Below are 14,688 nucleotides of genomic sequence, written 5' to 3'. Positions count from 1 at the left end.
TTTAGCACTTTTTTTGTCGAAGAATTTTATAAGCTATAAATTCTCTTAGGGAAGGTGCGAACAAGTCCCATGCGTGCTCTGCGTCGGCTTACAAGCCTGGATGCAAGGCGTGGTTCGCAGCAAATGGCCCTAGTCCTTTGCAAGAAGCACAACACAGCAGGCAGGCTTGTAAGCCACGCCCTTCGGGGCTTGCACAGCAATCGGCTCTCAGCGTTATCCGACTTCGACAGGCCCCGGCATGCCTTCAGTCAGATGCCTTGAACGCCAATTGCTGTGTAAGCCAGAGTGCCGCGAGGACTTATTCGCACCTTCCCAAGCTTGTTGACCGCCACTATCATCGTGATGTAGTCCGATAGCGACACGCCACTTGGCTTTTCACAGCAATCCACTATACCGCCAACGGCTTTTTTGCACTGGCCAGCATTCCCTTTAAAGACCGTACACTCGACGTTATGTTGGCCATCAGCGCCCGTACATGACATATCATTGGTCATAAACTGCGCCGCATTAAGCATGGCAGCGGCCTCTGCAAAGTTGGCCTGCTTGATTGACTCTGGCTCTAAACAATCAGTGCCCATACAGCGAACTGGCCCCTCACAGTTGTATTGAGTTTCCATTCGTGCATTTTGCACTTCAACGCTTTGTCCGCAGTCATACACCAAACTTTGGATATAACAGAAGCCTTCATGACCAGCCCCGCCTTCAGTGCATTCGGTTCTGACATACTGGCAGGCCGGGTTTTGCTCCAGCGCGGCACACGTATTGGTGGTCGTGTTTTGTCCGTTATTGACGATGGTTTGTGTATTACCATTGGCATCTACCCAGCTATCTGAGCTGCCCATGTTGAACTCTGGATGAGCAGTCGAAGCATTGTAGGTCGCTCTTGCCCTCCAGCATGAGAGCCCCAGTCCATCAGAACTGCCGCGACTGGTTAAATGAGCAGGAGACGAAACTACCGCCGGATAAAGGCTTCCAAGATTGGCCAACTCGCCACTACCAACCGTTAACCCGTCGATTCGTTTTGTGCCCGTATCCAAACACTGCCACTGCACCGCAGTAAACTGATCCGTTTGCATCAAGCATTGGTCTATGCCCGGATCACTTGATTGATGAACAACCTCCTGCTCTAAGTATTTGCCAGAGAAGGCCAATGAAGCGCTCAGTTTCGCAGGAGCCAAACACTTCTGAACTTCTCGGCTGCAAGTATCGAAATCGACTTTGTTCCAGCCGGATTCACATCTGGAACGAGTGACTTCCTGAGGTTCATGCCACGAAATAATCGACCCATTAACGACCTTACACAATGAGCCAACCAAGGTTCCTTTTGGACAGGTCATTTCAGGGTGCTTAATGGACGGTTTCGTCTCAGTCACCGTTTCCTTATTGCCCGTCAGTGAGAGTGTCGTTTTCCAACCATTTGCCTTGGATGGCGACTCAGTGATTTTTAACTCAGTATTTTGATTATCAAAAATCCTCAGCGTCGCGTTTCCAGTTTGCATGGTGCTGCTGTGCTGAGGAACAAAACTGAGCGTTTCGGAGCTAAAGCAACCACGCTCAATGGACCAGCTTTGTTGATGGGTTTCAGCGGATACACGTCGCTCTAACTGACACTGAGTAAGCGTGCTGATCTTCTCGCACACCTGGTAATCCGGTACATGCTTGGTTTCAGTAAATGGCGTAATCGTCTGAGTAGGCTCACAAGCCTCAAAACTACTTGGCATAAGGTTGGATACCACACACTTTGGATCGCTGGTTTGCAAACCACAGTCATAGGTATCGGTAAAACGAATGCATTCACCTTTATCATTGGTCTCGGCACATTCTGACGACATGAAGCCACAGGAAGGATTCGCTTCAAGCACTTGGCAGGCCTGATTTTCAATCCCCTTATAGCTTTCGTCATCCACACTGACTTGTACACGCCGACACAAAGGCGATATGCCAGTCACAGGGCTTGGGGCAAAGTAGGATTCACAAACTGAAACACCATTGACCACCGTACATCCGTTGGTTGAAGAAGGCTGATCCGTGCATTGAATGCTGTAGTCTGAAAACTTTGTCGGAATATCCGCTGCTTGTTCGATACAGGATTGCGGCGACCAACTATCATTCATCACCACCTTGGTTGGATCAAAGCGTACCTTGATGCGTGCATACCCCTCACCACTACCAGTGACCGATACGCGAATTTTTACCGGCACTTCTAAACCTGGTTCTACCGTTTTTAGCTTAGCAGTGAGATCGGTATTTGGATTGCGCTCCCAACTGGTACTGAGCTCGCAGCGGCCAGCCGTTTCTGGTGGAAAGTTATTGTTCGGCCCAGACCAGATTTTCTGATCGCCAAGCCACACTTGCATGTAATCATCCCATTTTGCGTACTCAAGAACGGCTGAGGTAATCGCATCGGGATTCACGACTTTGAGTGTGATGGCCTGTTCAAATACTTTACAACTGCCACTCCAGTAGTTGTCGCCAATTCGTCCTATCCAAACTTCAAGACACCCCTCACCACAAGAGCGAAGGTTCATCGGCCCTGAAACATGCTCAATGATGCCTGCCGTGTAATCGTGAGTAATAGTGCAGCTGTTAACCGCTGTATTGAGCCTGTCACATTGCTGGTAATTTGGGCTACCCTCACCTTGAGACTCACAGCCGGGGAAGCTTTGGGTTAATAGATTGGGGTCAGTTTGAACCGCATCAGTTAATGCCCAAAGCGGATCATTGACCATATCTGGCCGAGACCTGTCTTTGATTTGCTGTAGCGAACGAAATGCTTCACCCGTAGCGCCACTTTCGGATGCCATGCTCTCTTGGCGCTGTGTCCCCAATTGATTCATACTGGCATCAGAGCCATAAACGCCCGTTAAGACATCCAATGAGCCCTGATCCATACCAGGGAAAAGCTCTTGCAAGCTAATGGACTCATTACCACTGCCATTCGGCACCGACAATGTATTGCCATTGAGTGCGGGCATCGACCAGTTTTGCAGCAATTGCTTACCTTCTTGTTGTCCGCTTAGGCCGGATTGGCGCTGTACATCAGCGGCCACACCATGTAAGGGCAAGCACGCCATAGTGATAGATAAAATACCCGCTAACACTCGGGTAAAAAATGTTGGTTTCATAGTTAACCTCCCGAGTTACAGCAGTCTTGCCAGCGCCACAAAATGTAGAGCGCATCTTCTCCGGCACCGGGGATCGTTCGCCACTCTCCCCATTTCATGGTGCTTTCACCGATGACATGCGCACTTTCAGTTTCTGGTACAGGGAAGAACATACTCATCTTGTATTGGGATTTCGGCAGCATGGGTTCGATAACAGGTCGGCATAGCGCACTGTTCCCCATTGTTCGCCTAGCAAGACCACGCCTGTGTTGAGCCGCGATTGCACGCGCCGCTAAATGGCTGGTATTTTCTGCTAATGAGCCAAAGGCTAAGGTGTGGCCAGATAACGGATAGAGATGGCCCCAACTGCCAGCACACCAAAACAACTGGTCGATGGGTTTACCAAGCGTTGATGAAGCAGCGTCAGCGGTACAAGCCGAAATAGCCAATGGATTGGCAACGGCAGCCGCTTCAGGCTGAGTAAAAAAGGCCAGTTCATCGTTCAGCCATGTTGGGTCCAATTCGGACAAATACATCAAGTCAAAGTCCATGTAACCATCGGCATTGCAATTGCCATCCATGAACAAATCGAGCATGACCAAAAGCGGAAAGGCGTAATAATGGTAATGGTAGAAAGCGAGATCACCGGTATCGTATTCACCCTCGCCATGACCACCTTGCAGTCGCCTATCACCTAACGGTAAACGAATCCCTCCCAGGGAAGGCGAGCAACCCGGCGTTCTGACCAGTTCAATCAAACGCGCTGGCTCCCACATGCTGGTAACAATACCTGGCCTTGGCACGCCTAAGTTGTCTTCACATAAGCAAAATGACTTGTTTGATGCGCCGCTTGGGACATTGCCAGAGCCAAGAGGAAGACCGGCAACCCGGATAGGAAAAATGCATGACCAGCAAACATCCGTCAGCAACTTGCCGGACAATAACCCAGCATCTGGGCAGGTCAATTCGGCTTTTGCAGGAATAGATGCGCTTAGGACAAACATGACAACGAGAGTCCGCAACAGACGATTCGTATTATTGAGCTTTTGCATGAACAAGCTCCTTTGCTGGAATTTCTTCTATTTCAAACGCGAGTCCCTTTGCTTGAACAAACGAAGGGGTGACTTGCAGATCAAAGCGCTGCTTTAGCGAGGCATTGAGAAGGTAAACCGGACTGTTCAATGTCTTTTCGAGCGCATTGAGGCGATTCCAGCCTTGGGCACGGTCGAGCTGCGTAGTGATAAGCGTAATGCGGCGCAGTGTCCTATCTTGCGTCTCAAGCCAATGCGCTACTGCGTCCACTTCTTCAGCGTTCGACGCATTAAACACCACGAGCTGCTGAGTAAATGGCAAGGCTTTGAGCGGGTTAATACGCGTTCCTGCTGGGATCAATGTTCGGCCATTGGCATCCAATAGTGGCCGCTGCATGACGATGGTTGGATCAACCGTTCTTATCCGATACTGCGTGGCTTTGGCTAAGTCAGTAAATGTTTGGCGAGACCAGAAGCGCTCAATGGCTTTTTTCTTTAACGCGCCCAGGTCAAGCGACTGTAAACGCTGCATCGCCACTTGCATCAAATCCGGTTCTAAAATCGAATGAATTGGACCACGTTGACCCAATGAACCGGTATTGCCTGTTTCAATTTGACGCTGCAACCAGTCCTTGCTGTAAACCCCTAGTGCACTTGCAGTCACCTTGTCATCTTCTATGCGGAAAATGGCAGGCACGCTAGTCACCCGCCAGTGCACAAAGGCTTTCGGATCGATTCGAACCTGAGGAACAGGATCAAGCCCTGTCATCAGCGTATGCCAATCACGGATAGCTGCCCCCAAGGTCTTTCCTTCAGGAATTCCCCGAAACAACACAATAGCGCCGGTAGCACTGGCCTCTTTAAATAGCTGCTTCAGTGAGGAATCCCCCAGTGAGGACGACGCAAATATCAACCATTCATCGCTGTGTTTGAGCGACACAGGTTGTTCAACCGGTGCAAAAGGCTCAATAAATTCAGATGAGCCATGCACAGCACTTTGTAAAATGCTGCGGCTCATTTCGACGATCTTTTTGTCCTCGTCAGACAACGGAAAAGGCTCTTGTGCCCAGGACACTTGAACCCAAGACAATGGAGCAACCAACAAGAATAAGAGACATAGTCTTTGCATCATCTACCTCCTACCAAAGCGGCCAAGCGCGACCGACAATCTGCTCGCGCTTAACGGCATTCCAATAGCGGGAGTCGAAACTCGTTGCAGCCTCGCCGGAAAACCAATATTCGTTTTCTTGCAGCGTCAATGAGCGGCTAAATTGTGATTCCGCTACACCAAGACACTGGGCTAATGCCATGCCGGTAGAGACTTCAGCACCGTTCACCAGCACATGCTCAGGCGTCACCTTGACTTCATCCCCAGGCATCCCTGTTAGGCGTTTCAGCATCCGAGTACCATCGTTATATAACGGAGCGAGTCCTTTTGAGTGGAAGGCATACAGACCATCCTTAACGGGCTCTTTATTCCATAAGTCAATCAGATACACCGTGGTATCAGGCAGGCATCGCTCTTGCTGGGTATCGATACCTATTCGGTAGCGCATCATGGCGTAGGTTCCTACCACGGCCATGATTAACGCAAGAACGGTCAACCGGATGAGATATGGCCGCCAAGGCATTCTTTTACGGAGTATCTGCATGAGACACCTCCTTTGAGCCTACTGGCACAAATATGGAATCATCAGCACCCACCACCGCTTGGGCATCCAGCACGATAAAACCGGCTGCTTTTAGCTTTTCAATTTGCTGATTGGTCTGAAGCAACCTGGACTCGATGTCTTGTTCGCTGGCATTGGGGCCCAGTGACAACACCGCCTCCCCAAAATCCACGACTGCAATGGGCGTACTTAACGCCAACTGGCTGTGGATGGGTTCGAGTGTTTTCATTAAAAGCCAGCTGGTCATTAAACCGCTACCAGCAATAGACAAAGTAATAGAGGCCATAAATGGCCAAAGCGTGGTCTTATTCATAGCCTCGTTCCTTCAACAACTGAGAGATGGCATCAGCAACAGAAAGGCCTTTGCGCGTTAACTGTTTAATCGCGTTTACATCTTCTGCACGGGACGAGTACAACAGCTTGTGAAACGGATCGACGATGAGGCGGCCAATCCCGGTGCCCATTTCGGTAATAAAGAAAATTTCGGAATAGACACCCGTGACGGTATGAACCGTTTTTAGGTACTCATAACCGCCTTCACCTAGTGGCAAGCGGCCTTCTTTTTTGAGCGCGTTGATGGTTTCAGCTTTTTGGCCAAGCAGGTACATATTGGCCGAGTTTTCAGCGATGGCTTTACCTGTAGGACTGTCATACAAATCGTTGACCGACTGCGTTACCGTTACAGCACTGCCGCCATATTTTCGAAATCGACGGTAACCCGTTTCGATAAACTTACCGACATCACCTTGAGTCAGCAGATCCCAGGCTTCGTCAATGAACACAATCTTGCGACGATCCCGCTCACCTAAGTACATCTCCTGTTGGATTTGGTAGATAAGCTGAAGCAACACCACTTGTTGCAGATGCTTACGCCCCTTGAGCTCTTCTAACTCCAGAACGGTGAAACGGTTTTTGAAGCGAATATTGTTGTGACCATTAAAGAAACGGCCATATTCGCCCTGTGTCGTAAACGGATAGAGCTGCTCACCCACGTCTTGCACACGACGGTCATCGTGATTTTTTAAAGCCTCTGCCACATCATCAACCAACATGGCACGACCTTTTTTCTCCCACAGTTCACGGGTCTGACGCTTTAGATTGGCCATCTGAAAATCGGTTAATGACTGCGTAGGTGCGGCCATTGCGGCCAATAACCCAACCAACACATCCGCTTCTTCGTCATAGTCCTCAACGATTTCAAACGGATTTAAGCAAATGCCACTGTCCCGCCCGAACTGTAAGAACTCACCGTCATAGACTTCACACAGCTTTTCATAAGAGCGGCCAACATCAATCACCCAGCATTGCCCGCCTTCAGATAAGTAGGAGGAGATGATTTCGTTCACCAGGAAAGACTTGCCCGACCCAGATTGCGCAGCTATGCAACAGTTGTAATTACTGCCCGAGTCATAAAGGGATACACTCATGATCTGGCCATTACGGGAAACAAAGTTAATCACTGGCGTGCCCGTGCCTTTCCAATCCGCAAACAAAGGCAACAGAGGGATCACATGCCGTGTCGCCATGGTCTTGAATCGAAACAAGTCGTTCATCGCCTGGCGGTCAGCACCAAATGGCAAGGCATTCAGGAAAATGGGCAAACAGAAGTACTTGTCTTCCATCAGCTCAAATCCGAGTTCTTTGAAATAAGTTCGAGCATTTGAAACAGAGCTGATGGACGCCTCTTCCGTTGGTGAAAACAGCGTTAAATTCATATTTGCCCGAATAGGGCGATCACCTTCTTGCAAAGCTTCAAAAAGAACATCAAATCCCTTTTTCTTGGCTGCAAGCACCGGCACAAACTTCAGCATCGGACCATAGGCCTGATTGACCGCCCATTGACGCTTCGTCTCTAAACGAGATCGCATCGCCTCAGCTGAAGGAAAGTGAATGGTGACATTCAGCAAAAAGCTTCCGCGTAAACCGCGACTGCCCGTCATCATATCGCCCGCAAAACTTGCGGCATGACCAAACCAGATCCGCTCAGGCAAGCGCTTAAACGATAAGGTTTTAACTCGGTAATCGCCCAGCATCAGACCTTGGCTATCCACTTTGATAGCCCGGTCATAATCCAACACTTGCTCCCGAAGTGGTTTATCTGCCTCACTGCGGATTGGTGATGGATTGCGCCAAGATGCATCTTTTCCCCAGTTAAGCTGCGCACTTAATGCCGCGAGCCAATTTCGGTCAGTCATCTCAGTGACGCGAAAACCAACCGTTGCCAGCGCTTGCGAGAAAGAAGCCCGAAGCGCGGATGCTCGACTCAACTCACGCTCCGTCGGTATAGGATTTTCCAAAGGCAATTTGCAGGTGACTATCAGTTGAAAGTTGCGTACCTGAGTCTGGGTCGATTCTTCTATCGGTTGAACCGTGCCCCCATCGAGGAAATCCGCACGTTTGCGTATCGACGCCCTGAGCAATGGATCGGATTGACGATGCCGTAAGCCCATCATGCGCTGAAGGTCGGTTTGAATATCAGGCGAGGCGTACAGGCCAAATTGCAGCAAAGTATCTTTTGGCCAGTCGTTGTTGAGTAGAACATTAACCCTGTCTGCAACAGACTCATCACCACCCGGCAATGGGTCACATAGAAAACCAAAGCCAACACTTTGGTCTTCCATGAAAAACAGTTGCTCATCGTCGGAATAGGCCAATACTGGCAAGAGCTCTGAAGCGCGTTGCCCTGAATACAGAGAGGCTTTCATCTAAATCCCCTCCAACCAAGCAGAAAGGTCATAAGGACGGCCTCGGCTGATGCGACCATCATTGGCGACAATGAAAGGCACACCTTGAATGCCCAGGATTTGAGCGGTCACCAAGGTACGCTGCATTGGCTCTAAGTTGCAGGCATCATCCTGCTCTAAGTTACTAATTCGACCATTGAGCAATGCATCGGTGGCCGCTTTCTTGTCACGCGCACAGCCAAGCTGGCGAACCTGACGCTCTGAATCAGGACCAAGCACTGGCACAGGGAGAATTTGGAAGGTGTATTCTTTGGTTAGCGGTAAAGCTTGTTTCAAAAGCTCATGGCAGTGCGGGCATCGTGGATCAACAAAGACCACCACTTTCTTTTTGCCTTCACCCAGCGTCAGTGGATTCAAATCATCCATTTTTAAGCCAAGACGACTTAAGTCCAGCGTGTTTCCCGCTTCTCGAATTTCTTCAAGGCTGGTAAGCGGCTTTTTGGACCAGGCATCATAGAGCGTGCCATCAATGACAAACCGGCCACTGTCTGACATGAAAACAATACGGCCATTGCTTTCGACCGCTTTCATACCCGTGACAGGTAAAGAAACCATGCCGTCAATTTTGCCAACGGGCGACACTTCAGACACAGGTTCAGCTTGAACCAATGGAGACAGCGCAAGCGCCAGAATAATTGGAGATAGTTTTCGCATGAGGAGTCCTCGTTAATGTAAATCGAGGCTCCAGTCTATGCAGTTGTCCTATGTGGACTCGGTTAGATAGATTGAAGAATTGGATGCCTTGCTAGGGTGCCACGTGTTGTTACGCACTATTTGTAAAGGTATAGCTTTCATCTAAATCCCGCGAGAAACCCCGTCCTTTAGGGAGGGGAGCAGTCAATCTGCCAGTCTTACAGACTTCCCCTCTAGTCATCTGGTTTAGCTGATTCCTTTTTTTCATACCTTAGGTGTTAATTTTTGCAATGTTTTAAACCAGAAAGAGTGACATCCCCTCGAAATCAAACTGACCTACTCTCAAAGTTTCACGCCCAATAATTCGTATATCTATTGACTACACGGAAAAGTCATTTAAACTGTGTATTAAATAGATATACAGAGGATGGTGTCATGGCTACAAAGACAGCGCCAATCAACATGCGAGTACTGCCATCGGTAAGAGACATTATCGATGCCGCAGCAAGTTTAAAAAAAGTTGATAGAACCGTATTCATTCAGCAAGCCGCGCTCAATGAAGCGCATAACGTACTGGCCGAACAGCGGGATTTTGTTCTTGAAGCAAAAGCTTTTGAAGCGTTTGATAACGAACTTCGTGCTGAGCCACAGACTCTTGAAGGCATGAAAGATCTGTTTAAAAGGAAAGCGCCTTGGGAATAAGTGCACCAACCCTACTCACTGATGAGCACGAGATTAACGCCTTTCACTGTGGCATTGAAGAACTCGATACTTGGTTAAGAAAACAGGCGTTAAAGAGTCAAAAGCGGGGAACCGCGAGAGTGTATGTGGTCAATGACACTGACGCCCATCAAGTGGCTGGGTACTATGCCATTGCCATGGGATCAGTTTCCAGAGAGCAAGCTTTCAGTTCATTAAGAAGAAATAGCCCAGATCCCATTCCCATGGTGATTCTAGCCAGGCTTGGAGTAGATAACGCCTATCAAGGTCAAGGCATTGCGGCAGGTCTTTTAAAAGATTGTATCATTCGCTCAGTACAAGCAATGAACGCTGTCGGTGGCGCAGGTATCTTAGTCCATGCTATTGATGGTAGTGCGCAAACGTTCTACAAGAAATTTGGCTTCAAAGAATCGACGTTTGATCCTTTAGTACTCATGGCAAGGATCTGCGATATCGAAAAATCATTGTCGATAGACTGAGATGACGGCTCCCCTTGCACAAGAGAAGCCGTCAATATTATTAGGTGCCCAGTAAAACGGCGCTGATTGCTGGAACTGTTGTGCCAATGACTTCTTGAGTGCTGGCAACGACAGGTAAAGTTGCAGACATAACACTTTCAACGACGGTTGGCGTATTGTAGAGACCCATACCGCCACCAATGCCCAAGGCAAAGGCCATCAAGCTTTGGCGAGCGATACCGCCCACAATACCCACCAGTACCATGGCTCCCGCTACGATCCGTCCCAAAGTACCTTGGGTCCAATCTTTTAGGGTATCCCACACATCAGTGAAAGCATCACCACCGGTGCCCGCAAATGAGGGCTCCGAAATCATTAACGCCATCAAACCAAGCGCACCAATGGTCATTAGGCGCTGAGTTTGAATAGTGCGAACTGCATTTGTCATTCGTTAGTTTCTCCGTAGATACTCAAGTTATCGCGCTTACCATCAGCTCCCGCTGAGGCTGAATCGCTTTGAGTCTGAAGTGGACGTAGCACTGGCGAAACCGTTCGAGGTGCTGACACCCCAATATCCCACCGGCGCGGTTCAATTTCGGTAAACACGTAGCTGGATAAATTCAGATCTCCACGGTCATCCTCCCAAGGCGCAATCCAAATCCGCATCACCCTTGAAGGAATGCGAAGAGGTGCAGATTGCTGCGTCTCAGGTAATGCTGGATGGCTCAGCAGTCCTGTCTCTAAATCAGATTGTGAATACCCAGAGGGAGAACCAATTCGAGTCGCCACAGCATCAATCGTCTTGGGTGCAGCGCCATTAGTGGTCAGCTCATAGACTTCACGAGCGGATAAACAGCGCACACCGTCAGGCATACCTGGGCATCCATATTCACTACTCCCAAGACCCAATGAACTACAGCCAGACAATAAGGTTGAGCCGACTGCCAATAAAAGTAATCCAGCTTTAGACCACTGTTTTGACTGGTGCTTTGGGTTATTCTGCATTGATGTCGTCATGGTTAACTTTCCTCTGGATACACATCTTATTGTCTGAAACGGACTTCGATCGGTTAGCAACATGCAGGATTTTTTCATCTTCTTGCACCTCCCCCTTGCGAAGTAGCCAACGACAACGAGGCACCACGAGTGACTATGACTTCAATTTTCCTTGCAGCGTCTACCTCTATGACTGGGAACATATTTTCAGCCATGTCCAAATAGAACTTGGCCACTCGATCCAATGCTTTACCAGTGCCTTTAATCGCAGCACCTTGTAATGCTTCTTGGCTCATGACTTGCTGGTACAGCTGAGTATCACCGGCATTACCCGTCTGAATCGTCGGAACAGGATTTACATCAAATGCGCCAGCCAAGCCCTGAAGGAATCCGGCCATCATTGATTTGGCCACCAGTTGGCCTTGTTTCGACACTAATCGGCCACGAATACCGGCTTTGCCGTCTTCACCCACGGCATAAGAATCCAGTCGCGTTTCAATGACGCCACCATCTTCTCTCACACATGAAATGGTCTCGCCTCGCAAATAAGCACGCTCAGAGCTCAAATCACCGTAACCTGCGGCGATCAAGAAACACTCTTTGATATCCGCTCTAAATCGGTTGGGTAAAATGGCTTCCTTTTGAATCCTCAGCAATGCAGGAAAAGGTTCGCGTCTTGCGGACTCGTGAGTAGGGGCATCCAAACCCGTGATCAAAGTACCTGAGATGATGCTGCCCGCCGGTAGATACAAAGGCGGCGCTTCTTGCACAACAACCTCTGGTTCAGCAACCACTTCAGGCTCAATCATACGAATCGTGATTGGCGGCAATGGAACATCTCGTGCTCGTGTACCTTGACCATTGACTGGCTGCTGATAGAGCGGATCAGGCAGCGGCGCATTGGCAAAATAGTCGTCTGGGTTAGACGGCAGTGGCTTTTCGTCTTTAGGCAATTCCATGGCAGATAAAGGCACTTCAAAACGGCTATTTGTGCCTTCAACTGCTGCATCACCTCCTGCGCGAACATCATCAAGTTCCGCTCTAAGGCGGGCCAGCTCCGCATTGACCTCACTTGGTATAGAAGGTGAACCTGGGCTTAGCCGTCCTGAATCGACGTCACGACGCAAGCGCTCAACTTCACGACGTAACTGTTCATTGCGCTCACTAAGTAGTTTTACGTTCGCAGCCAAACTATCGATCCCAACATCACGAGTATTGGTATCCGTAAGAATGTGCCGGATCGTTTCCTGCCGGTTCCGACTGCTTGAGCCATCGTCAGGATTAGGTGAAAACACCATCACCATAAGGATGAGACCACCAACAATACCAGCAACCGATAGACCCCGCTTCATGTTCGGGCTCATTTGTTCCCATTGTGCTTTCATCGTTACTTACCTCCCACAAGAAGCGAAGGTCGCTGACTTTCCACTGGTTCTTCACGATGATTGCGAACAACCACATACAACTCAGTCTTTTCACCCGGCAACAAGATATTGCGAGGCCAGTAGGCGCTTGCCACTATATCTGGTGCATGACAGGCTATTTCACTGGCTTCTATCGGCTCATCGGCAAAGCTTTCAACCAGTCCTACATAGACTGTGAAGTAATGTCCCGTCACAATTTGCCCCTGCTTAAAGCCAAACTTTAAGCCCGGCTGAAAACATTTCGGGCTTGTGTCAGTTTGGCCAGCTAAACGGATGTCATAGCCTTGTGGTAACTCATTTAGTGCAAGGCGTCTGAGTAAATCACGTAAGCTATCGACGTATGGCTGAGCCGTTTCCCAAGTGGCGGCTTTTCGGTTCACGACGCCCTTAATAGGCCACTGCTGACCATCAATAGCTAAGGTGATTTCACGCGGTGGAATACGACGAGGTACTAAGGTGACAGATAACGCGGGCGCTTCCTGACCAGGCGGAGTGATGTAAAGTGAAACCGGTGATTCTTTGTCCGTGGCCACATATACAACATTCCCCTTGATTTGCGTCTGAGCATCACTGGTTGTTCTCACCTGAGGCGATTCAAACGGCGTCACAATTCGATTCAGATGGCCAAGTGCTACAGGGATCAGTTCATTGACTCCCGGTGTCATCAGTAACGTTGTTGGCGCATCGGTTGCAACCGTATTGCTTTGAACCGGTGGATTTGCAGTAGCAGACTGCTTCATCACACTTGCTGGCACAATCGGCAATTCCACGTCTGCATAAGAAGCTTGAGATAACAGGACGCCACTCAAGCTCATTGCGATTAAGCTTGGTGTCATCCATCGACTAAGTTTGGTTCGCATCATTCACCCTCCGGTTTTGCTCTTGGGTCAACTTTTCACGAACTCGCTTCGTTCTAGCTTGCCCCTCATACGTATCCATCCAACTGAGCTTTGGACGGTATTGCTCAATATCGATGTCAAACTCATAGGTGCGAGTTTGGCGCTGTTCATCTCCAGATGGCCCAGAAACCAAGGAATAACCGGTCACAAAGACATGGCCGGTTTCATACTCATACTCCACTTGTCTGGGTTGGAATTTGAGCGTGACTCGGTCTTCACGGATCTGTCTTGCCTGAATCTCCAGTGCATCGACCACTTGCTGGTACACCGCTGGAGAAAGTAGCGGCTCAATGGCAACCCGGATGAAAGACACATTACCCGGCGTCACGTTGCCCATAAGCTCAGCCAGGTAGAGTCCCCAGGATTCAAGGTAAGGTTGAGTGGCTTGGTTTCGTGACACTTCAGCCGTTTCAGACAAGGTTGGTGGTTGAATAGCTACCACGGTATTGCGAGAAAATGCCGCTATCGCAAGCAGCAAGTTAGATAGCACCAGCACCGCAATCAGGAACCGCTGCCATCGGTTCTCTAATTGCGTGCCTTGCCATGATTTTAAAAACACGTCGAACTTCACGGCAGATAGCTCCTGATAAATGGGTTAGGGATCGTCTTGGCTTTGGTTGGCAACAGCCCAGCCCAGTAGATGGCGTGAAGAATAAAACCATCTGGGCGACCATCACGAAAACGCCGATAGAGCTTGGTTGTCACCAACCCCAACAGGCATAAAACCAAGGCATTACCGGTAAAAATGCCGATCACTAGCCCCAACAGAATGGGAGCCATTTCATCGGCACTCCAAAGCAGGAAGTGCGGCGGTTCATCGATATAGGACGGAATAGTCACAGGTTCCATAGTCACTCCTCGTTGTTTGAATTGAGAAGTGAAGAATGCCTTGGGATTGGCAGGTTCAGTGGTCAGCTAGATGCCGAATTCTTGAAGGTTTTGAGGTGGCTTGGTGATTCTGCTCTTACAATCAGATTGATATCGCAACCTTAATGGTTACAATTAGTGC

At 49.2% G+C, this 14,688-nt stretch carries 15 protein-coding genes; 2 read left to right on the top strand and 13 right to left on the bottom strand.

Features of this window, described 5'->3' with window-relative positions; translation table 11 throughout:
• Positions 1-248: 248 nt before the first annotated feature.
• Genes traN through FTA96_RS12870 form a run of 7 tightly spaced genes read right to left on the bottom strand, consistent with a single transcriptional unit; the run spans position 249 to position 9,203 of the window.
• Positions 249-3,125, bottom strand: a complete 2,877-nt coding sequence (traN, locus tag FTA96_RS12900) for a conjugal transfer protein TraN (protein ID WP_453894831.1) — start codon at positions 3,123-3,125, stop codon at positions 249-251.
• Between the two features lie 2 nt (positions 3,126-3,127).
• The gene (locus FTA96_RS12895) at positions 3,128-4,108 is read right to left on the bottom strand and encodes a TraU family protein (RefSeq protein WP_008305499.1); all 981 of its coding nucleotides are present in this window, start codon (positions 4,106-4,108) and stop codon (positions 3,128-3,130) included.
• Between the two features lie 31 nt (positions 4,109-4,139).
• Entirely contained in the window at positions 4,140-5,267 is a 1,128-nt protein-coding gene (locus tag FTA96_RS12890; protein WP_235897484.1) for a TrbC family F-type conjugative pilus assembly protein, read from the bottom strand.
• Between the two features lie 7 nt (positions 5,268-5,274).
• The gene (locus tag FTA96_RS12885) at positions 5,275-5,787 is read right to left on the bottom strand and encodes a S26 family signal peptidase (protein ID WP_186372875.1); all 513 of its coding nucleotides are present in this window, start codon (positions 5,785-5,787) and stop codon (positions 5,275-5,277) included.
• Positions 5,771-6,118 carry a hypothetical protein gene (locus tag FTA96_RS12880; protein WP_024008830.1) on the bottom strand — a complete coding sequence of 116 codons (348 nt, stop codon included), beginning with the start codon at positions 6,116-6,118 and terminating at the stop codon, positions 5,771-5,773. The genes FTA96_RS12885 and FTA96_RS12880 overlap by 17 nt, the downstream gene beginning before the upstream one ends.
• Positions 6,111-8,510 (bottom strand): type IV secretion system protein TraC, encoded by a 2,400-nt coding sequence (traC, locus tag FTA96_RS12875; RefSeq protein WP_145573987.1) that lies wholly within the window; start codon positions 8,508-8,510, stop codon positions 6,111-6,113. Before traC ends, FTA96_RS12880 begins: the two co-directional genes overlap by 8 nt.
• On the bottom strand, positions 8,511-9,203 hold the full coding sequence (locus FTA96_RS12870) for a DsbC family protein (RefSeq protein ID WP_001228925.1): 693 nt from the start codon (positions 9,201-9,203) through the stop codon (positions 8,511-8,513). It lies immediately after the preceding gene.
• A gap of 414 nt (positions 9,204-9,617) precedes the next feature.
• On the opposite strand from FTA96_RS12870, the gene FTA96_RS12865 reads away from it, so the two are divergent.
• Together FTA96_RS12865 and FTA96_RS12860 are read left to right on the top strand one after the other, a co-directional pair.
• Positions 9,618-9,884: a type II toxin-antitoxin system TacA family antitoxin gene (locus FTA96_RS12865; RefSeq protein WP_001963895.1), complete on the top strand. Its 267-nt coding sequence runs from the start codon at positions 9,618-9,620 to the stop codon at positions 9,882-9,884.
• Positions 9,875-10,381 carry a GNAT family N-acetyltransferase gene (locus tag FTA96_RS12860; RefSeq protein ID WP_001963894.1) on the top strand — a complete coding sequence of 169 codons (507 nt, stop codon included), beginning with the start codon at positions 9,875-9,877 and terminating at the stop codon, positions 10,379-10,381. Before FTA96_RS12865 ends, FTA96_RS12860 begins: the two co-directional genes overlap by 10 nt.
• A 40-nt stretch (positions 10,382-10,421) precedes the next feature.
• On the opposite strand, the gene traA is transcribed toward FTA96_RS12860, so the two are convergent.
• The 6 genes from traA to traL all read right to left on the bottom strand — a co-directional run bounded on the left by traA (position 10,422) and on the right by traL (position 14,528).
• Complete coding sequence (gene traA, locus FTA96_RS12855; protein WP_000180225.1) at positions 10,422-10,808, bottom strand: TraA family conjugative transfer protein; 387 nt, start codon at positions 10,806-10,808, stop codon at positions 10,422-10,424.
• Positions 10,805-11,377 carry a type IV conjugative transfer system lipoprotein TraV gene (traV, locus tag FTA96_RS12850; RefSeq protein ID WP_145573985.1) on the bottom strand — a complete coding sequence of 191 codons (573 nt, stop codon included), beginning with the start codon at positions 11,375-11,377 and terminating at the stop codon, positions 10,805-10,807. Before traV ends, traA begins: the two co-directional genes overlap by 4 nt.
• 74 nt (positions 11,378-11,451) lie before the next feature.
• Entirely contained in the window at positions 11,452-12,708 is a 1,257-nt protein-coding gene (locus tag FTA96_RS12845) for a TraB/VirB10 family protein (protein WP_453894824.1), read from the bottom strand.
• A 35-nt stretch (positions 12,709-12,743) separates the two neighbouring features.
• The gene (locus FTA96_RS12840) at positions 12,744-13,643 is read right to left on the bottom strand and encodes a TraK domain-containing protein (protein ID WP_391592630.1); all 900 of its coding nucleotides are present in this window, start codon (positions 13,641-13,643) and stop codon (positions 12,744-12,746) included.
• On the bottom strand, positions 13,624-14,238 hold the full coding sequence (locus FTA96_RS12835) for a TraE/TraK family type IV conjugative transfer system protein (protein WP_453894822.1): 615 nt from the start codon (positions 14,236-14,238) through the stop codon (positions 13,624-13,626). The genes FTA96_RS12840 and FTA96_RS12835 overlap by 20 nt, the downstream gene beginning before the upstream one ends.
• 8 nt (positions 14,239-14,246) lie before the next feature.
• Positions 14,247-14,528 carry a type IV conjugative transfer system protein TraL gene (gene traL, locus FTA96_RS12830; RefSeq protein ID WP_145573979.1) on the bottom strand — a complete coding sequence of 94 codons (282 nt, stop codon included), beginning with the start codon at positions 14,526-14,528 and terminating at the stop codon, positions 14,247-14,249.
• Positions 14,529-14,688 lie beyond the last annotated feature (160 nt).

Origin of the sequence: Yersinia alsatica (assembly GCF_902170305.1) — a bacterium.
GTDB lineage: Bacteria > Pseudomonadota > Gammaproteobacteria > Enterobacterales > Enterobacteriaceae > Yersinia > Yersinia alsatica.
Note: the sequence above shows the minus strand (reverse complement) of the source record. Positions and strands in the feature narration are given on the sequence as shown.

Excerpts from the sequence above, each read along its gene's own strand:
- FTA96_RS12895 (WP_008305499.1), bottom strand. The coding sequence starts at position 4,108 with ATGTTTGTCCTAAGCGCATCTATTCCTGCAAAAGCCGAATTGACCTGC.
- FTA96_RS12865 (WP_001963895.1), top strand. The coding sequence starts at position 9,618 with ATGGCTACAAAGACAGCGCCAATCAACATGCGAGTACTGCCATCGGTA.
- FTA96_RS12870 (WP_001228925.1), bottom strand. The coding sequence starts at position 9,203 with ATGCGAAAACTATCTCCAATTATTCTGGCGCTTGCGCTGTCTCCATTG.
- traL (WP_145573979.1), bottom strand. The coding sequence starts at position 14,528 with ATGGAACCTGTGACTATTCCGTCCTATATCGATGAACCGCCGCACTTC.
- traA (WP_000180225.1), bottom strand. The coding sequence starts at position 10,808 with ATGACAAATGCAGTTCGCACTATTCAAACTCAGCGCCTAATGACCATT.
- FTA96_RS12880 (WP_024008830.1), bottom strand. The coding sequence starts at position 6,118 with ATGAATAAGACCACGCTTTGGCCATTTATGGCCTCTATTACTTTGTCT.
- traV (WP_145573985.1), bottom strand. The coding sequence starts at position 11,377 with ATGACGACATCAATGCAGAATAACCCAAAGCACCAGTCAAAACAGTGG.
- traC (WP_145573987.1), bottom strand. The coding sequence starts at position 8,510 with ATGAAAGCCTCTCTGTATTCAGGGCAACGCGCTTCAGAGCTCTTGCCA.
- FTA96_RS12890 (WP_235897484.1), bottom strand. The coding sequence starts at position 5,267 with ATGATGCAAAGACTATGTCTCTTATTCTTGTTGGTTGCTCCATTGTCT.
- FTA96_RS12840 (WP_391592630.1), bottom strand. The coding sequence starts at position 13,643 with ATGATGCGAACCAAACTTAGTCGATGGATGACACCAAGCTTAATCGCA.
- FTA96_RS12885 (WP_186372875.1), bottom strand. The coding sequence starts at position 5,787 with ATGCAGATACTCCGTAAAAGAATGCCTTGGCGGCCATATCTCATCCGG.
- FTA96_RS12845 (WP_453894824.1), bottom strand. The coding sequence starts at position 12,708 with ATGAAGCGGGGTCTATCGGTTGCTGGTATTGTTGGTGGTCTCATCCTT.
- traN (WP_453894831.1), bottom strand. The coding sequence starts at position 3,125 with ATGAAACCAACATTTTTTACCCGAGTGTTAGCGGGTATTTTATCTATC.